The sequence below is a fragment of the Parasphingorhabdus halotolerans genome (genome assembly GCF_012516475.1).
Taxonomy (GTDB): domain Bacteria; phylum Pseudomonadota; class Alphaproteobacteria; order Sphingomonadales; family Sphingomonadaceae; genus Parasphingorhabdus; species Parasphingorhabdus halotolerans.
In genome coordinates, this window is the sequence record NZ_CP051217.1 from 1,389,138 (window position 1) to 1,408,181 (window position 19,044).

The 19,044-nt window shown below is 55.0% G+C and carries 16 protein-coding genes and 1 riboswitch; of the genes, 3 read left to right on the forward strand and 13 right to left on the reverse strand.

Features of this window, described 5'->3' with window-relative positions:
• Positions 1–10 precede the first annotated feature (10 nt).
• Positions 11–286, reverse strand: coding sequence for a metal-sensitive transcriptional regulator (locus tag HF685_RS06680; protein ID WP_168818847.1), 276 nt, complete (start codon positions 284–286; stop codon positions 11–13).
• 61 nt (positions 287–347) lie between these two features.
• On the opposite strand from HF685_RS06680, the gene HF685_RS06685 reads away from it, so the two are divergent.
• Together HF685_RS06685 and HF685_RS06690 are read left to right on the forward strand one after the other, a co-directional pair.
• A complete protein-coding gene (locus HF685_RS06685; RefSeq protein ID WP_168818848.1) occupies positions 348–2,162 on the forward strand; it encodes a copper resistance system multicopper oxidase in 1,815 nt (604 codons plus the stop codon).
• Positions 2,159–3,103 (forward strand): copper resistance protein B, encoded by a 945-nt coding sequence (locus HF685_RS06690; RefSeq protein WP_425500178.1) that lies wholly within the window; start codon positions 2,159–2,161, stop codon positions 3,101–3,103. Before HF685_RS06685 ends, HF685_RS06690 begins: the two co-directional genes overlap by 4 nt.
• A gap of 123 nt (positions 3,104–3,226) precedes the next feature.
• Here HF685_RS06690 and HF685_RS06695 read toward each other — a convergent pair whose 3' ends face one another.
• Both HF685_RS06695 and HF685_RS06700 read right to left on the reverse strand, forming a co-directional pair.
• The gene (locus HF685_RS06695) at positions 3,227–4,798 is read right to left on the reverse strand and encodes a long-chain-fatty-acid--CoA ligase (protein ID WP_168818849.1); all 1,572 of its coding nucleotides are present in this window, start codon (positions 4,796–4,798) and stop codon (positions 3,227–3,229) included.
• 72 nt (positions 4,799–4,870) lie between these two features.
• A complete protein-coding gene (locus HF685_RS06700) occupies positions 4,871–5,509 on the reverse strand; it encodes a DUF938 domain-containing protein (RefSeq protein WP_168818850.1) in 639 nt (212 codons plus the stop codon).
• A 47-nt stretch (positions 5,510–5,556) separates the two neighbouring features.
• Here HF685_RS06700 and HF685_RS06705 point away from each other — a divergent pair, with 47 nt between their 5' ends.
• Positions 5,557–6,027: a methyltransferase family protein gene (locus tag HF685_RS06705; protein WP_168818851.1), complete on the forward strand. Its 471-nt coding sequence runs from the start codon at positions 5,557–5,559 to the stop codon at positions 6,025–6,027.
• On the opposite strand, the gene HF685_RS06710 is transcribed toward HF685_RS06705, so the two are convergent.
• The 10 genes from HF685_RS06710 to ftsA all read right to left on the reverse strand — a co-directional run bounded on the left by HF685_RS06710 (position 6,024) and on the right by ftsA (position 19,041).
• Positions 6,024–7,079 (reverse strand): bile acid:sodium symporter family protein, encoded by a 1,056-nt coding sequence (locus HF685_RS06710; RefSeq protein WP_246218787.1) that lies wholly within the window; start codon positions 7,077–7,079, stop codon positions 6,024–6,026. The two genes, HF685_RS06705 and HF685_RS06710, sit on opposite strands and share 4 nt — an antisense overlap.
• A gap of 33 nt (positions 7,080–7,112) precedes the next feature.
• On the reverse strand, positions 7,113–8,696 hold the full coding sequence (gcvPB, locus tag HF685_RS06715; RefSeq protein WP_168818852.1) for an aminomethyl-transferring glycine dehydrogenase subunit GcvPB: 1,584 nt from the start codon (positions 8,694–8,696) through the stop codon (positions 7,113–7,115).
• On the reverse strand, positions 8,693–10,051 hold the full coding sequence (gcvPA, locus tag HF685_RS06720) for an aminomethyl-transferring glycine dehydrogenase subunit GcvPA (protein ID WP_168818853.1): 1,359 nt from the start codon (positions 10,049–10,051) through the stop codon (positions 8,693–8,695). Before gcvPA ends, gcvPB begins: the two co-directional genes overlap by 4 nt.
• 91 nt (positions 10,052–10,142) lie before the next feature.
• The gene (gcvH, locus tag HF685_RS06725) at positions 10,143–10,514 is read right to left on the reverse strand and encodes a glycine cleavage system protein GcvH (RefSeq protein WP_168818854.1); all 372 of its coding nucleotides are present in this window, start codon (positions 10,512–10,514) and stop codon (positions 10,143–10,145) included.
• A gap of 25 nt (positions 10,515–10,539) precedes the next feature.
• A complete protein-coding gene (gcvT, locus tag HF685_RS06730; RefSeq protein ID WP_168818855.1) occupies positions 10,540–11,682 on the reverse strand; it encodes a glycine cleavage system aminomethyltransferase GcvT in 1,143 nt (380 codons plus the stop codon).
• Positions 11,683–11,941: 259 nt separating this feature from the next.
• Positions 11,942–12,038: riboswitch (glycine riboswitch) on the reverse strand.
• Between the two features lie 25 nt (positions 12,039–12,063).
• Complete coding sequence (locus HF685_RS06735) at positions 12,064–12,792, reverse strand: NAD-dependent epimerase/dehydratase family protein (RefSeq protein ID WP_168818856.1); 729 nt, start codon at positions 12,790–12,792, stop codon at positions 12,064–12,066.
• Positions 12,785–13,864, reverse strand: a complete 1,080-nt coding sequence (locus HF685_RS06740) for a deoxyguanosinetriphosphate triphosphohydrolase (RefSeq protein WP_246218788.1) — start codon at positions 13,862–13,864, stop codon at positions 12,785–12,787. The genes HF685_RS06735 and HF685_RS06740 overlap by 8 nt, the downstream gene beginning before the upstream one ends.
• 99 nt (positions 13,865–13,963) lie before the next feature.
• Positions 13,964–16,039, reverse strand: coding sequence for an SPOR domain-containing protein (locus HF685_RS06745; protein WP_168818857.1), 2,076 nt, complete (start codon positions 16,037–16,039; stop codon positions 13,964–13,966).
• A 113-nt stretch (positions 16,040–16,152) separates the two neighbouring features.
• Positions 16,153–17,676 (reverse strand): cell division protein FtsZ, encoded by a 1,524-nt coding sequence (ftsZ, locus tag HF685_RS06750; RefSeq protein WP_168818858.1) that lies wholly within the window; start codon positions 17,674–17,676, stop codon positions 16,153–16,155.
• A gap of 105 nt (positions 17,677–17,781) precedes the next feature.
• Entirely contained in the window at positions 17,782–19,041 is a 1,260-nt protein-coding gene (ftsA, locus tag HF685_RS06755) for a cell division protein FtsA (protein ID WP_168818859.1), read from the reverse strand.
• Positions 19,042–19,044 lie beyond the last annotated feature (3 nt).

A 19,044-nucleotide genomic window follows, 5' to 3' on the forward strand; every position in this document is an offset into this window, starting at 1 on the left:
TTGCTCCATTTCACCGCTTCACTTTCTCGAATAAATCAACCAGCTCGGCAAATTTCTCTTGCTGCTGCGCTGGATCGCCGGACGCAATTGCTTCGTTCACACAGCAAGCCGCATGATCTTTCAATATCTGGCTTTCCACCTTTGCGAGCGCTGATTTTACCGCTTGCACCTGATGTAATATATCCATGCAATAGCGATCATCGGTCACCATTTGCGCGATTCCACGAACCTGTCCTTCTATACGACGGAGCCGGTTTATTTTCTGATCAACTGCACCTTTAGCCATGCTTTTCCTCTTGAATGTATACCTTATAGGGGTATATGCCATTTCAAAGGAAAAGGCCAATATGAATTTCTCCCGCCGCGCCATGATCGGCTCCCTCGCCGCGCTGAGCAGCACCGCTGCCCTGCCCATGCCTGCCTGGGCAAAAGGCAGGATGAACCACAAAATGGGCGGCGCGATGCGCAAAGGTATCCATGAGCTGTCCGGCTCCAAAATCGATCTGCATATCGGCGATGGCAGCTTTGCCACCGGCGGGCGTTCGGGTCATGCGATTGCGGTCAATGGCTCGGTGCCGGGGCCGTTGATCCGGCTGAAAGAAGGTCAGGATGTTACTCTATCGGTGCATAATATGCTCAACGTTGACAGCTCTATTCACTGGCACGGCTTGTTGCTGCCATTCCAGTTTGACGGCGTTCCGGGGATCAGCTTTCCGGGGATTAAGCCGGGCGCGCGATTTGATGTACCGATCAAGTTGCGTCAATCAGGCACCTACTGGTGGCACAGTCATAGCGGCCTGCAGGAACAATCCGGCCATTACGGGCCGATCATCATTGACCCCGCTGGCGAAGACCCGGTGCGATATGACCGCGAACATATCATCCTGCTGAGCGAATTTACGCCGATGCATCCGCACCAGATCATGAAGAAACTGAAAGTATCCGAAGGCTATTTCAGTCAGCAGAAGACGGCAGCGTTCGATGACTACGATTTCAGCGGCGAAGAGCGGCGGATGTGGGGGCAGATGCGGATGATGCCGACCGATATCGCCGATGTTTCCGCGCCGACCTATACCTATCTGATCAACGGCCACGGTCCCGATGACGGACTGGAGTTGCCTTACAAGCGCGGCGAGCGGGTGCGACTGCGAATTATCAATGGCAGCGCGATGACCTTCTTTAACGTCCGCCTGCCCGGCCTGCCGATGACGGTGGTGCAGGCAGATGGCATCAATGTGCAACCGGTCGAGGTCGATGAACTGCAGATCGGTGTTGCAGAAACCTATGATGTCATTGTCACGCCAAGCGAGGATGGTGCCTTTGCGCTGGCAGCGGAATCAATGGACCGCAGCGGCATGGCGCAGGCGACTTTGACGTCGCAACCCGGACGCAAGGCTAGTTTCCCCGAACTGCGCGATCCCCCTTTGCTGTCGATGACAGATATGGGACATGGCGGTATGGCTGAAGGTGGTCACGGCGGACATGGCGGCGGGATGGATCATTCGAAGATGGATCATGCTGCCATGGATCATGCCATGCCGGACCCCGCGCCTGCCGCAGACCATAGCGGACACGATATGAGCGCTATGGATATGAGTGGCGGCATGACGATGCGCGACACTAATCTGCTTCCCGATAGTGTCGAAGTGGGTCCGGGTATCGATATGGTGGCCATGAACCCGCAGGACCGCACTGGCTATCCGGGGTTGGGTCTCGACAATGTTCCGCACCGGGTTTTGAACTATCGCATGCTCAAATCGGTCGAGATGGACCACAACAAACGCGAGCCGGACCGTGAGATGGAACTGCATCTAACCGGCAATATGGAACGCTATATGTGGTCGCTTGATGGCAAGAAATTCAGCGCGGTTGGCGATGATCCGATCCGTTTCGGCTATAATGAACGCGTGCGGGTGAAGCTGGTCAACGACACGATGATGGCGCATCCCATCCACCTGCACGGCATGTTTTTTGAGCTGGTCAACGGGCAAGGCCATCATCAACCGAAAAAGCACACCGTGATTGTCCAGCCGGGCAGCAGCGCGACCTTTGACGTCACCACCGATGAGCCCGGCGACTGGGCGTTTCACTGCCACCTGCTCTATCACATGCATGCGGGAATGATGCAGACGGTCAGCGTCGCTTTCCCGAAGGACGCATGATGCGCTGGATGTTCGGGACAATTTTGGCGGCATCGACCGCAGTCACGCCGCTGATGGCGCAAGACCACAGCAAGATGGATCACAGCGCGCACCAGATGCCAGCAGCTGAAGAAGCGGAGCCAGAGGTTGATCACGACAAAATAAATCACGACCAAATGGATCACGGCACGATGGACCATTCCAGCCATCAGCCTGCCAAACCGCAAGCCTCCACGCCCAACACGGAAACCGGACGCATCCGCGCCGCCGACGCCATCTGGGGCGCGGAAGCCATGCGCCCATCCCGCGAAGCGCTTTATGCAGAGCATGGCAATATGCAGATTTTCTGGTTTCAGGGCGACCGCTTTGAGTATCGCGCGCGCGAAGGCGAAGACGGTTATCTCTGGGATGTGCAAGGCTATTATGGCGGCGACATCCACAAATTCTGGTTCAAGAGCGAAGGCGAAGGCAGTTTCGGCGAACCGATTGAGGATGCGGAGGTACAGGCGCTCTATAGCCGCGCCATCGCGCCGTTCTTCGATCTTCAGGCAGGTATCCGGCAGGATCTAACCGGCCCCACCCGCACCCATGCCGCGATCGGTGTCCAGGGACTCGTACCCTATATGTTTGAGGTCGACGCCGCCGCCTTTCTATCGAACAAAGGTGACATAACCGTACGCATCGAGGCGGAATATGACCAGCGCATCACCCAGGAACTGATCCTGCAACCGCGCGCCGAGGTGAACTTGTCAGCACAAGATATCCCCGAATTGGGCATCGGCAGCGGCATCGATAATCTCGAACTCGGGCTGCGGCTGCGCTATCAAATCATCCCCGAATTCGCGCCCTATATCGGCATCGAACAGGAATGGAAACTGGGTGGCAGTAGGGATTTCGCGCGTCTTGCGGGAGAAGACCCGAGCGTTACCAATTTTGTCGTAGGTATGCGCTTCTGGTTTTAGGGCCTGCTTCGCTCAACTGAGACGTTCGTCCCGAGCCTGTCGAAGGACATTGTGTGGGAGCTGTGCTTCGACAAGCTCAGCATGAACGGAGTTTTTCGCAAAATAAGGTAGACAGGATTACCCTCAATTCACGCCCCGATCCTGCCCTTCCCAATACGGTGCACGCAATTCCCGGCGCAAAATCTTGCCACTGGCGTTTCTGGGCAGTTCCGCGATCACGTCCACCGATTTGGGTACTTTAAACCCCGCAATCCGTTCCCGCGCCCAGGCGATCACACTCTCGGCGTCGATTTCCTCAACCCCCGGTTTGGGCGAAACAACCGCCTTCACCGCTTCTCCCCATTTCGGATCGGGGATGCCGATGACGGCGACTTCATTCACCTGGGGATGGCCGAAAATCGCGTTTTCGACTTCTGCCGGATAAACATTTTCACCACCAGAAATGATCATGTCTTTCACGCGGTCCTTGATGTAAAAATACCCATCCTCATCCATGATCGCTGCATCGCCGGTATAAAGCCAGCCGTCTGCGTCGATGGTCTCGGCGGTTTTCTCCGGGTTGTTGAAATAGTGCAGCATATTGAGGCCGCTGCGCGTCGCGATTTCGCCAATCGTACCGGGCGGAACTTCCTGATGATTTTCGTCAACAATCTTTAATTCCACACTGGGCAGCGGAATGCCAATGCCGCGCATCCGCTCATTGCCTTCCGGATCATGATCCTCGGGCGGGAGAATACATACGGTGCCGGTCGTTTCGGTCATACCATATTGCTGGCAGAACAGGGCGTTGGGCATGGTTTTTATGCATTGCCGCAGCAGTTCCAGCGGGATTGGCGCGGCGCCATATGTAACCGACCGCAGTTTGCTGAAATCGGTTTCCTGCGCGCGCGGGACACTGACGAGCATCTGAAGCGCTGTGGGTACGAGGAAAAACTGGTTGAGGCCCTTGTCGATGCAGTCCAGCACGGCATCCGGAGTAAATTCGGGAATCACCATCATCGTCGCACCGTTATACATCGCAATTGGACCAATTCCAGATCCTGCAATATGCGCGCAGGGCATCACCGCCAGCGTACTATCACCCGATTTGAGATCAATCCACGCATGGTCGGGATGATCCTCCACCAGCGGGCGCAGCTTGAACAGATTGTCACTGGATAGCACCGCGCCCTTGGGGTTGCCGGTGGTGCCCGATGTGTAAAGCTGTAACACACCCTCGGCGGAATCTGTTTCCGAAAGCTCACCCGGCGCAGTTTCATCGCGCCAATCGGCCAGCGATTGCAGGCCATCCACAGCTTCAGTGCAGAGGATTTGCTGCGTCCCTGCCTCTGCGGCAGCCTGCTTGGCTACGCTGGCAAATCCGGGCTCGCAGATCAGTAGCGGTGCCTGTGTGTCTTTCAGCACATAAGCAACTTCAGGAGCCGCCAGCCGCCATCCGATCGGCGCAATCACCATGCCGGCGCGGCTCGCAGCGGCGAACAGGGTGAAATAAAGTCCGCTGTTCTTGCCCAGCCAGCAAATCCGGTCACCTTTTTTGAAACCCGCGCCGGTTAAAGCGCGTGCATAGTCGGTCGCCGCCTTGTCCAGTTCAGCATAGCTAAGCTGGCCAGAAGGACAGTCTATCGCCATATTATCCGGTGTTTTGGCGGCCCAGTGGGCGATGGATGAACCCATGCATCTGCGTGTTTCGGTCATCGTTGCGAATCCTCTCTTTTCTTTAAACACTGGACTAAGAGGATGCTCAGGCAGGCGCAAGTGCGTTCAGAATCATGCCTTCCGGTAAACAAGCGAGATATTATTCGCGGGCATTTCAATCAGGCTCTCGCGTTCAAAATCTGTCTTGGCTGCCAGCTTATCCATATCCGCGACATCGCGAATTCCCCATTGCAGATTGCGGCTTTTAAGACTGCGCTCAAACTCAAGGTTACCTTGCGCAGGTTCAACCTCGTCCCGAAAGTAGGGGCCATAAAGATAGAAGAGTGCGCCGGGTTCGAGCAGTTTGGCTGCATGGTTGAACAGTCCGATAGCAGCTTCCCACGGCGCGATATGGATCATGTTGATGCACAATATGGCGGCGGGGCTATCGACATTCCAATCTCTCGCTAAGGCGTTCAGTTGCAGCGGAGGTAAAAGATTGTCCACCTCTGCCCGCTTGGTCCAAGACGCAATAGACCGGCAGCAGTCCGGATCGGGATCGCTGGGTTGAAACGTCAGATGTGGAAATTTCTCACCAAAATAGACCGCATGTTCGCCTGTACCGCTGGCGACTTCCAGCACCGTTCCATTGCCGGGAAGTACATCCGCGAGAACCGCTACAATAGCGTCACGATTGCGCAATGTGGCGGGCGCGTGTTTTTCGTCTTCGGGGCGCGTTTCGGCGGTGAGCCATCGCTTTGAGTCATTCATGGATGCCGCCATAGTCAATCCGGTCTTTTTTGGCTATAAAGACTATCATGAGCGATATCCCTCCACCTGCAGTGAAATTTCCACCACCGCTGTTATATTTGGGAGCGATCCTGTTTGGCTGGCTGCTTGATTATCTGTTACCGATCCCTGCAATTTCTCTTTCGGATGATATATTGCGACTGCTCGGCGCCGTCCTATTGCTGGCTGGCATCGCAGTGAATATTGGCGGCGTGATGCAGTTCAAGAAGCAAAAGGAGAATGTGATTCCCTGGACCGGCAGCGAAAAGATGATCGCCGAAGGCATCTATAAAATTACGCGCAACCCGATGTATCTGGGTATGACGCTGATTGTAATCGCAGTTGGTCTTTTTTTTGGCAATTATGCGGTTATGGGCTTGGGTCTTGTCGCGGCGATTATCATCGACCGGCTGGTTATCACCCGCGAAGAGGCTTATCTGGAAGCCCGCTTTGGTCAGTCCTATGCGGACTACAAAACTCTGGTGCGCCGCTGGATTTAATCAGCTTTCTGTGCGAGTTGTCGCCGCCAGATTGCAGCAAGAAAGCTGCCTATTACGACATGGTACACCGCGGATATTGCACTCGGCACAGGAGCCAACGCCGCTTGCATCGGGGTGGCAAATTGCGCAGCAAAGGCAGGTGTAGAGGCCAGGCTGGAGCCAAGTCCGCTATTTTGCATGCCAACCTCAATGCTGATCGTTCGGCGTTCGTCGATACCAAAACCCAACGCCTTGGTGATGAGATAGCCCAGCCCGAAGCCGAAGACGTGGAGCAACAGAACCGCCAGCATCAACGCGCCAAAATGCTCCTCGATCAACACCTTGCTATTGGCAATAATCCCTCCCACAATCAGCACAATGACGATCACTGAAGCCAACGGGGAGATGATGGATATTTTCTCTGTAGCTATTGGGAAATAGCGGTTGAGCAGCACCCCGACGACCACTGGCAACAATACGATCGAGACCATATTTATGAACAGATTCCACTGGTCGATCTCGACATATTTGCCGGCCAGCCAGCCTGTGAGCAGCGGTGTCGCCACGACTGCGATCAAGGTCGAAGCCATGGTCATTGTAACCGATAGCGCAAGATTGGCATTGGCGAGATAGGCGACGACATTGGAGGCTGTTCCACCGGGACAGCAAGAAACCAGGATCAAGCCAACCGCCACCCCGGCTTCGAGACCGAAGGCCATGGCTATCGCAATGCCGGCCAGTGGCATGATGGTGAATTGCAGGATCACCCCTGCCCCGACGCATTTCGGGATTTTGGCGATCCGCTTGAAATCATCAAATGACAGCGTCAATCCCATGCCGAGCATCACGAGGCCGAGCATCACGCTGACCAGCGGCTGTCCAAAGGGACGGAACCGCCCGTCAACCACCCATAGAAAATGCTCCGGGATAAACCATGCCCAGGCTGTCCCCAAAACTGTCCACAGGGCAAACAGGTTGGTCAGGCGGTGGATCATTGCCCGTGTATCGTCATTGCCAGGAGCGGAGCGACGCGGCAATCCAGAGTGACCAAGCGACGCCCTGGATTGCCACATTACGCTCGCAATGACGAGTGATTTCCACGAATCTTACTCGGCCGCTTCGGCAAATTCCTCGGCCTCAGTCCACACCAGTATCGGATTGCGCGCAGCTTGTGTTTCATCAAGCCGCCTGCGCGGTGCATAATGCGGCGCAGACTTGAGCAACTCATCGCCCGCTTTCGCCCGCTCGGCTACAGACCGGAAGGCACCGATAAATTGATCAATCGCCGCCTTGCTCTCGGTCTCTGTCGGCTCGACCAGCATCGCACCATGAACCACCAAAGGGAAATACATGGTCATCGGGTGATAGCCTTCGTCAATCATGCCCTTGGCCAGATCAAGCGTGGTCAAGCCGTTGGCAAAACCTTTGTCAGAGAACAAGGCCTCATGCATGCACGGGCCGGATTTGGCGAACGGCGCATCAAGCACATCTTCCAGGCTGCGGAGAATATAATTGGCATTCAACACAGCATCTTCAGACACCTGTTTCAGTCCATCTGCCCCATGGCTCAGCATATAGGTGAGCGCGCGCGTGAACATACCCATCTGGCCATGAAAAGCGACCATCCGGCCAAAGCTGCTTTCATGATGATCTTCGGCCGTTTCCTCTTCGACCAGATGAAATTTTCCATCATTGGTTTGCTCAACAAATGGAAGCGGCGCAAACGGCGCGAGCGCTTCGGAAAACACCACCGGCCCGGAACCCGGACCCCCGCCACCGTGCGGGGTCGAGAAGGTTTTATGAAGGTTGATATGCATCGCATCAATGCCAAGGTCACCGGGGCGAACGCGGCCGACAATCGCGTTGAAATTCGCGCCATCGCAATAGACCAGTCCGCCCGCCGCATGCACCGCATCCGAAATTTCTTTCATGTCGGGCTCGAACAACCCGCAGGTATTCGGATTGGTTATCATAACGCCAGCCACGTCAGGGCCGAGCCGCGCCTTGAGCGCAGCCACATCCACGCGACCATCAGCATTCGCGGGAATATCTTCCACCTTATAACCAGCAAAAGCGGCGGTGGCCGGGTTGGTTCCGTGTGCGCTTTCGGGAACCAGAATCACCTCTCGCGCATCGCCACGCGCTTCCAGCGCAGAGCGGATAGCGAGAATACCGCATAATTCCCCATGCGCGCCGGCCTTGGGCGACATCGCGACCGCTGGCATGCCAGTCAGTGTTTTCAACCAGTCTGCCAGTTGGTAGATCAACTCCAGCGCGCCTTGCACCGTACCGGTAGGCTGGAGCGGATGGATATCGGAAAAGCCTTTCAACCGCGCCATTTTCTCATTGAGTCGCGGATTATGCTTCATTGTGCAACTGCCCAGCGGGAAGAAGCCGACATCAATCGCATAATTCTGCCGGCTCAGCCGCGTGTAATGGCGCACGGTTTCGGCCTCGGAAAGTCCAGGAATGGCAATCGGGTCAGAACGATCCAATCCGCCCAACCGGCTTTCAACGTCCGGAGCGGCTGGCAGATCCACGCCGCTGCGATCCGGCGATCCAGTTTCAAAAATCAATGGCTCATCGACCATCAACGCCCGGTTACCGGTATGGGTTTTCACGTCAGTTTGCTGTCCCATGATAATATTCTCTTCCTGTCTGGTCGGGCGTCCTTCTGCGAGCATGCTCATGCCAGTTCTCCCTCAAGCGCCTTGGCCAGCGCTTCAACATCAACGTCACTTACCGTTTCTGTCACTGCGACAAGGAGACCGTGGGCCAGTTTTTCATGCTCGGGATAAAGCCGTCCCAATGAAACACCGGCGAGTATTTTCTGATCTGCGAGTGTGCGTACAATCGGTCTGGAATCGCTATCCAGAACAAGCGTGAATTCATTGAAGAAACTATCATTCAATAGCTTTACGCCTTTGATCTTGGTCAACCTCTCAGCAGCCTGCACCGCTTTTTTGTGATTAAGCATCGCCAGTTCGCGCAGGCCTTTTTCACCCAGCAAAGTCATGTGCGCAGTAAACGCCAGAGCGCAAAGCCCGCTATTGGTGCAGATGTTAGAAGTCGCCTTTTCGCGGCGGATATGCTGTTCGCGGGTGGAGAGCGTCAGGACGAAACCACGCTTGCCTTCGGAGTCAACCGTCTCGCCGCAGAGCCGCCCGGGCATCTGGCGGACATATTTTTGCTTGCAACCAAATAGGCCAACATAAGGCCCGCCAAATTGCAATCCGACACCGAGCGACTGACCCTCGCCGACAACAATATCTGCGCCCATTTCACCGGGAGATTTGATCGCTCCGAGCGCCACCGGTTCTGTCACAACCGCGATCAGCAGAGCTTTATGGGCATGGGCTTTTTCGGCTATCGCCGACAGATCGTCAATCCGTCCCAATATGTCGGGATATTGCACGATAACACAGCTCGTATCATCATCGATCTGATCGAGCAGATGCGTTCCATCCGTAGCCGTTTCCAATGTCGGCGCGGCATAAACCAACTGATCCTTGGTAAACCGCGCCATGGTTTTCGCGACTGAAACATAATGCGGGTGCAGGCCGGAGGATAATAGCGCCTTACCCCGCTTGGTTATGCGCCGCGCCATGGTGATGGCTTCCCAGCATGCGGTGGAGCCGTCATACATGGACGCATTGGCAACATCGACGCCGAATAACCGCGCGACCTGTGTCTGGAATTCGAACAGAGTCTGCAGCGTTCCCTGAGCAATTTCCGGTTGGTATGGCGTATAGGCGGTCAAAAATTCACCGCGCTGGATGATATGGTCGACACTGGCCGGTACATGATGGCGATAAGCCCCCGCCCCAAGGAAAAACGGCATATCGCCCGCTGCATGATTTTTCTTGGCCAGCGCTTTCATATGCGCCTCGACCGCCATCTCGCCAGCGTGCATCGGCAGGTCATGGATCGGCCCGGTAAGCCGCGCTTCCTGAGGTACATCGACGAATAAATCGTCAATCGATGACGCACCCACTTTGGCCAGCATGGCTTCGCGATCATCAGCGGTGAGAGGTAGATAACGCATATTCTAAAACTCCGTTCGCCTCGCGCATGGTCGAGAGGCAATATATGCAATCCGTGTCTCGACTTCGCTCGACACGAACGACGTTGCTGTCTTACAAATTATCGACAAACGCCTTATAGGCTTTTGCGTCCATCAGATCGTCGAGTTCATCCTTGTCCGAGAGGGTAAGCCGGAAAAACCAGCCATCTTCTTCAGCCGATGAATTAACCAGGCCCGGCTCGTCTTCGAGCGCCTCATTCACTTCGATCACTTCACCGGATACGGCGGCGTACACATCCGACGCAGCCTTGACCGATTCCACGACGGCCGCATCATCGCCCTGCTCCAGCTCTGTGCCGACTTCCGGCGTTTCAACGAACACAATGTCGCCCAGCTGCTCCTGCGCATAGTCGGTAATTCCAACGGTCGCAGTGTCCCCTTCGACATCGACCCATTCATGTTCCTCGGTAAAATATCGGCTCATAGTCTCGTCCTCTTCTCGTGAAATCTCATAGTTTTGGTTTGCGGTGATAGTTATGCGGCACAAAGGGCATATCGGCGACGGTGCAAGCGATTTGCTTGCCGCGCTGTTCGACGGTGATCGGGGTCGAAGGTTGCGAAAGTGCCGCGGGGACGTACGCCATGGCTATCGGACGCTGCAGACTCGGCGCAAAACCACCGCTCGTGACGTGGCCAATGGTTGCGCCCGTGTCGTCCACAACTGACGCACCCTCCCTTACCGGCTGACGGCCATCGACAAATAGCCCAACGCGTTTGGTTTCGGCCTTGTCGGGATATTGCGCCAGCACCCGCTCGGCTCCGGCAAAATTGCCTTCTTCCCGGCGGGCCTTGGAAAGCGCAAAATTGAGGTTTGCTTCAACTGGCAAAACCTCAGGCGACATATCATGGCCATAGAGTGGCAATCCCGCTTCTAGCCGCAAGCTGTCGCGTGCACCTAGCCCGATCGGCCTTACTTCTTCCAAATCCGTCAGAGCCACCGCCAGCGCCACGGCGTGTTCGGACGGAACACTGATTTCAAACCCGTCTTCGCCGGTATAGCCTGATCGGCTGATCCCGAGCGGGATATCATTCCAGAGAAATGGGCCTGCTTCCATGAAGTAAAGATCGGTTGGGACTGGCCACCCGTCCTGCAACGGCTGAATGTTCAGTTTCGCCAAGGCATTGCCAGCTTTCGGGCCCTGAAGTGCCAGCAAGGCTGCGTCTTCCATATGGTTCAGCGTGATATATTCGGGCAATTGTTCGCGCAAATAGGCGATATCGTCATGCTTGGTCGCACCATTGACCACCAGATAGAGATTATGCCCCGTATTGGTAACCATCAGATCATCCAATATCCCGCCATCCTGAGCCAGCAGCAACGTATATCGGATTTTCCCGGCACCCAAAGCCGACAGGTTGCCCGGCGTGATCGCCTCCAACGCATCGCCAGCGCCTTTGCCAATCAGCTGCAACTGGCCCATATGCGACACATCGAACAATCCCGCCTCGGTGCGCGTCCAGATATGCTCGGCCATCACGCCTTCATATTGCACAGGCATTTCATAGCCAGCAAAAGGCACCATCCTCGCGCCCAAACTGCGGTGCCAGTCACCGAGTGGCAGTTGTTTCAGATTTTCGCTATTTTCACTCATGTAGATTCCGCTCAGATAAAAGACAGCTCACAGAAAAGCCCTGCAAAACTGCCCCCTCTGTCACGGAACCTGAGAGTTTCATGGCCTTTTTACTCCGATTTCCGCTCACACTGAGCTTGTCGAAGTACGTCTTTCAATCATCCTTCGACAAGCTCAGGACGAACGGCGGACGTTCATGCCGGATCTAATCCAGCGCCATTTACCCCTTCGGTGGCCCACCATCGCTTAAGTTGTGGCGGACTCTTTCCAGAGTGCTTGTAAGACTTATGCGGTTCAGGTGCCTGAGAGTTTCCGGGGCGGTTGCTCCTTCGGCGGCTGGTATATTCAAGGAGTCAGCTCTCTCCCGCACAGCCTCGCGACTGTTGCCAGCCAAAAGCAGAGTTAGAAGTGGCTTAGGGCCGCGGTTAAGTCAATGATTCTATGCGGTGGGTCTATTTTTTCTCTGGTCTCATTTGCAAGCTCCCATAGTCCATCATTCTCGTGGATATATTGGCCGGGATCGCCATGTCCCAGCAATGCCACCATGGCTCTGGCCACATCCTTTGCGTCAATCGAGCGATAGCGCCGCAACGACCCTTGCAGCAGCATATCCATCAGCGGGCTTGCAATAATTGCCAAGCTCTCGCCAAGACGCGGATCATTGGTTCGTTCCCCGCGCAGCAGGCCGGGACGGGTTATGTCCAACCGGTCAAAATTCTGCGCGCGCAGTGCATCCTCGGCCTGACCTTTGACTTTCAGGTAAAAGCTTGAGGCGCTAGAATTGGCCATGGTTGACGATACTGACAGAAAATGTCTTGTACCAGCCGCTTTTGCAGCTTCTGCAACTGCCGTCACCAGATCGCGGTCAATCGCCGCAAAGGCTTCCTTTGAACCGGCTTTTTTCATTGTAGAACCAAGGCATGAGATTGTTACATCCGGTTTTACAGACGTGATGATTTCTGGCCAATTCGCATTATCGGCAACATGCTGTTTCGCCTCTCCAGTCTCTCCTGAAAAATCCCGCCGCATCAGGAGATGCAGGTTCTTGTCTCGGCCACCCGTAATCAACTGGCGCACGACATGCCCGCCAATCAATCCGGTCGCGCCGACTATCAATATTTTGTCATCCATCTGTTTTTCCAAAGATTTCAGCGTGGCGATCGGCCGCATAGCGGTCAGTCATCCCGGCAAGAAAATCGGCTATATGTCTGATACGATCAGGTTCTGCGTCAGGCAAAGACTGAAACCAGCTCTCCGGCATTAATTCCGGTTTATCGCGATAGGCTGCAACCAGCTCGGTAACCTTGATACGCGCTCCCCGTGCCACTGTCAGCTGCTGCGGATGATGATAGAGCTTGGTATACATCAAGGTTTTCAAACTGCGTTCGTTGGCCGTCATTTCCTTTGAAAAACCGCAAAGTGCCTGCCTCGCATCGCGAACATCCTGTGCCGTCCTGATCTTCAGACGGTCCATATTTTGCTTGGTGGTTTCCAGCACATCATTGACCATCAATCCGATTTGATCGCGGATCAATTCGGGGACCAGTTTATCGGGGTCTATTTCCGGAAAACGATCACAAACAATCTGCCAGCGCTCAGCTATAAACGGCAATTCGAGCAGCTGATCCAGCGTCAGCAGACCGGCTCTCAGGCCATCATCTATATCGTGATTATCATAAGCAATATCATCTGACACCGCAGCGACCTGCGCTTCCAGAGATGGCCAGCTTGTAAGCTCCATATCCATCGCCGCATTCGCTTCTTCCAGTGCCCAGGTGGCTTTGTGAACCGGGCCATTATGCTTGGCCAGTCCTTCCAGCATTTCCCATGTCAGATTAAGTCCATCCCAGCGTGGATATGGCTTTTCCAACGCCGTGAGCGTCCGGATGGTGTGCGCATTATGATCAAATCCGCCAAAGCCGGCCAGCGCCTCCTGCAGCGCGTCTTCCCCGGCATGCCCGAAAGGCGGATGGCCGATATCATGGGCGAGGCACAGCGCTTCGGTCAGGTCTTCATTCAACCCCAAGGCGCGGGCAATCGTCCGTCCGATCTGTGCAACTTCCAGACTGTGGGTCAGGCGGACACGATAATGATCGCCGTCGGGTGCAACAAATACCTGGGTTTTATGACGCAGGCGACGGAATGATATGCTGTGGATGATACGGTCGCGATCCCGCTGGAAATCATCGCGCGGACCGCGCACATAGCCCGGCGTTATCCCGCGTTTTTCATCATGAAGCCGCCCCGGCTGTGCTTCGGGTCGCTGGCATAGCCGGCCAATATTGTCATTTGCCGAGTTTGTTCACTTCCGTGCCCTGCGCGCTGACCCACGGAAAGCCATCGCCGCCCCCTTGCGGAAATCAGCCTCGAAACTTTTCGCGGCCTTCAGATCATCAAACGGACCGACGACAAGTCGTCTGGTCTGACCCCAAGGTGAAGTCCAGCCTTCGTTACCGGAAAATAGATCACCGTGCTTTTTGGCCATCCGGCGATAATCATATTTGAGCGCGCTAAGATTGGAACCGGTAGCAATCTGCACCCAATAGCGTTTGGGATGTTCTGCCTCGGCCTTTTTCAGTTCCGGCTCTTTGGTCTCTACCTTCACGGGCGCTGGTTTCGGTTTGGGTGTCGCGGGCGTTATTGACTCCAGATCAACCGGGACGACAGCGGTCTTCTGCTCTTCGACCGAAGTATCAAGAGAACCGATGATATCCGCCAGCGGCCTGCGGGTCGCTGTTACGGCTGCGGTTTGCTGACCAGAAACTGGCGACGGGAGAGCCTTGGCGAGATCGAAATTGACCAGCTGCACAGGCTTTTTCTCGGTCAGTTCGCTCGTAGCGGGTCCAGTAATTGCTTTCGACTCACCAGGACCATTGCCAGTAGCTATCACAGCGACCGATGACGTCGCAGGATTTGTTCCCGCGTTTTGAGCTAAGGTGCTCTCTTGGAAAGGTGCGGCCTGCGTTGGCGGCGGTGAGGAAACCGCAGGAAGTGTAGCCACTCGCGTCGCGGCGCTAGCCGGATTTCCCGTCCTGATATCCACACGCCGTTCAATGGTTTCAGAAACCAGCGGTTTTGCCGGTGCGGAACCGGTAGCCTCCGCAAGCACGGTTCTGGACTGGTTGTCACTAACGCCAAGCGGAGTTTCAAATCCCGGAGTAAGCCCAGCTTTTTCCTGCGGCCTACTCAAGGTTTCGACACTTGGCGATGAAGGTGCGGGATCAGGTTTGATGACCGCAGAAGCCAATTGCTGCGCGGGCCGCGTACTGATAGCAGGTGCTGGTTGGCTGCTGACGGCGGCCACCGCTTGCTCCGGACGTGAAACCGCCGGTTTTTCCAACGGCCTTGCTTCCTCGGGAACGGGCAATTGATCCTTTGATATTCTTACAAATCCTTGGCGGTCCAGTTCCCGCTGTTGTTTTTTGGTGAGCTTTATATCGTCAGTAAACTTCACCGTACTGGCCTTGCCGGGGCGACGGCGTGGCTTGGTATCCGGCATCGCCAGTATTTTTGGCTTGGTCACATTTTCGCCCAATGGATCTCCGAGCGGGATCAGACCAGCATCGGCGCCATCGCCGCCTCTCACGGCGGTATTCGCAGCATATTGCACCGAGGCGACATCGACACCGATGTTTTCGCTCGCCGGAAAATGTCCATAATGGACTGCGGCCGCTTTTTGCGCTGCCGTCAACTTTGGCATCCGGTCAAAAAAAGGCTTTATTGCTTTTGCCATCTGACGCTGCATTGTCTGGCGGGCAATGTCGTTTGCGGCTTTTTCTTTCCCGTTCATTGCAAGGATAAACGCTCTGTGACGCCACGCGTCCCGATCACTTTTTTGCAATAAGGGATCGAGCTTTGCGTCGGACTGCTCGATATCACCACTGATCCCGAGCGAGATAGCGTAGCGGCTCAGCAACTCGTCACTACGATTGGTTTTCAGCGCAAACTCGTAATCTTTCTGGGCGTCGCGATTACGGCCAATAAGATCATAAGCCAGACCTCTGTCAGCAGCAATTTCCCTTAGAGAGATACCATTGTCCAGCGCTTCGTTAAAATAACGCAGTGCTGCAAACGGGTTTTGCTCTTCCAGAAGCGCGCGGCCAAGTCCCGCCTTTACCCGTCCACTTCTGGGATATATTTGATCCGCTTTAGCAAGAAAACCAATGGCCGCCCGGGTGTCACCCAGGTCAAGGGCAGCCAATCCGGCATCGGCAAGCGCCGAGGAATCGTCGGAATTTTGGGCAATTTTACGCAGCGCATTTTGCAGATCTTCCGTACTGCTCTGCGAACTGGACTGGGCGACCGCAATTGTCGGCGTCGAAACGACCATGGCAAAAGCAAGGCTCGCCAAAAAGATATTTTTGGAACGATGAATCACCAGTTTGATAAACGGGGAAAATTGATCAAAATCAACTCATATCCGCGCTTCAAGAGGCCAGCCGCCCTTCTCAATCGACAAACGCCGAGTAGAGCAAAGGCGCGCCAATATCCCTATTGATTATTCTGCCGGTTCAAAAAACGGGGAATATCGAGCGGATCACGGGATTTTTCGCCGTCCTCTTCATCGCCTGCATCATCTGATTTACCACCGCCACGCGTGAGGTTAGACATCCGTTCAAACAACGTTCCGCCGCCACTTGCTACCCGGGGAGCCGGAGGTGCTTGTGTTGGCGCGGGCGCATCATCGTCAGAATATTCAGCTACGGGCTGTGCGTCATCACCCCCGAGTACCAACTCATCCTCATCGACTTCTTCGTCATCGCTTGACATGCCTGGCGTAAGCGAAGCGAACGAAGGAGCGACGCCTTCATCCTGCTCTTCATCATCTTCGTCGTCATATGCAGCCGAGGGCGTTGGAGCAAGCTCTATTTCCGGAGCAGCTTCCATTTCATCCACGGGATCTGGCTCAGCCATATCATCTTGTGCCGTCTCACTATCGTCCGCACTCAAATCTGATGAGAAGGGAGATGCCGCTGGCTCTGTCTGTGCCGCAGGAACCGGGTTACCCATTGCAAAAGACGAGGCGGGAGGTGGCGCAGTATTATAACTATCTGTATCAATACCGGTCGCGACAACAGACACCCGAATACGACCATTGAGATTTTCGTTAAAGGCGCTGCCCCAGATGATATTGGCGTCCGGGTCAACCAGTTCGCGGATATGGTTTGCCGCTTCATCCACTTCCATCAAGCGCATATCTTCGCCGCCCGTTATGGAAACGATAACACCCTTCGCGCCCTGCATCGAAACGCCATCGAGCAGCGGATTTGCAATGGCTTTTTCGGCAGCCTCAAGAGCGCGGCCATCACCTTCGGCTTCACCAGTACCCATCATTGCTTTGCCCATTTCGGCCATCACACTGCGAACGTCGGCAAAATCAAGATTGATCAGGCCAGGCATGACCATGAGATCGGTAATACCGCGAACACCCTGCTGGAGCACTTCATCAGCAAGCAGGAAGGCTTCTTTGAATGTGGTGTTCGGGTTGGCGACAAGAAACAGATTCTGGTTTGGAATGACAATCAGCGTGTCGACATTTTTTTGCAGTTCTTCGATGCCCGCTTCAGCCGCGTTCATGCGTCTTGTGCCTTCAAAGGTGAAGGGTTTGGTCACAACGCCGACAGTCAAAATGCCGCGCTCGCGCGCCGCTTTAGCGATAACAGGAGCCGCACCGGTGCCGGTGCCGCCGCCCATGCCAGCGGCGATAAAGCACATATGCGCGCCTTCCAGAGCTTTTTCGACCTGTTCCAGCGTTTCTTCTGCAGCGGCACGCCCGACTTCCGGGCGAGAACCTGCACCAAGGCCTTGCGTAATATCCGGGCCGAGTTGAATACGGCGCTCTGCCGGAGAACTGTTAAGCGATTGCGCGTCGGTGTTGGAGACAATGAAATCAACACCCTCAACTTTGGCAGCGATCATATTTGCAATCGCGTTACCACCTGCTCCCCCGACGCCAATCACAGCGATACGCGGCTTCAGTTCTTCCACTTCAGGCGGGCCAATATTGATGCTCATTTCGATGTCTCCCCAGACATAATTTACTGGTGCTTTAATTAGTTAACGCTTTGCACAATTTTTCAGCAAGAATCACCCCAAAAGTGAAGTTTTTATGTATATTCTTTAAAAATTTCCGCGAATTGCTGACATTAGTCTGCCAATCATTGCCGAGCTTCCGTATTTATGGACTTTCTGATGCCTGCCCGGCAAATATCTGAGGTCAACCGGGTCTTGGGATGCATAAAGCGCCAAGCCGGCCAAACCGGCAAATGCGGGGCCGCTATGAGCTTCTGGAAGCGCTGATAACCCAGTCGGCTTACCGATCCGAACCGTCCGGCCAAGTGCCGATTGCGCGTAATCTGCAATGCCCTTTAACTCTGCCCCGCCGCCGGTAAGGACGACCTGACGACCAACCGGTCCGGTAAAACCAAGAGTCTTTAGCGCCTGACCGATTTCGCCGATCAGATGATCCAGCCGCTGGCGAATAACCGAAATCAATTGCGCTTTGGTGATCCGGCCTTCCTCGTCGGTCTGATCGCTCGGGTGTTCGAGCTCCAGATCAATCACATCATGATTGTCGCGCGGGCTGGTTGTCGCTGACCCATGAAAACATTTGATCCGCTCAGCCTGCGCGCGCCTCAATCCAAAGGACGATGCTATATCGTCGGTAATATCTGCCGCTCCATATGGCAGCGTTTGCAAGCCAACCAGCATCCCGCCAGCAAAAAGCGAAACATTGGTCACTTCTGCGCCCAGTTCGACAAGAGCCACACCGAGTTCGCGCTCTTCTTTGGAGAGACACGCCGTCCCGGTGGCGATCGGTGAGGCGACGATGGATCGCACATTCAGATGGGCACCACGTACGCTCATATCGATATTGCGAACCGGCGAACCATCAGCCAGAATGACATGAATATCCACGCCAAGCCGGTCTGCATGAAGGCCTTTGGGTTTTTTCACCCCATTCAGTCCATCCAGCGTGTACATGGCGGGTTGCGCGTGCAGCACCATCTTGCCTTTGGGATCAATGCTGTTGCGCCCGGCATCGAGAAGCATATCAATATCTTCCTGCTCAATGCGGTGACCGCCAAGTTCGGTTTCTACTGAGGTCAGCATGCTCGTTAAACCGCCAGCCGAAAAGCTCACCCAGACATCATCAATATTGGTCCCGGCAATCCGCTCGGCCTGTTCAACCGCATCACGCACATCAAGTTCCGTCACTTCGGTGTCCGCAATATAACCGCGCTTGACGCCTTTGCTTTCGCGCTGCCCGGTGCCCAGAACCGTCAGTTCGCCATTGTCCATCCGGCCGGCGATCATCGCCGTAATTTTGGATGACCCAATGTCGACTGCTGTGAAGATTTTTTCTACTCGTGCTGCCATGTC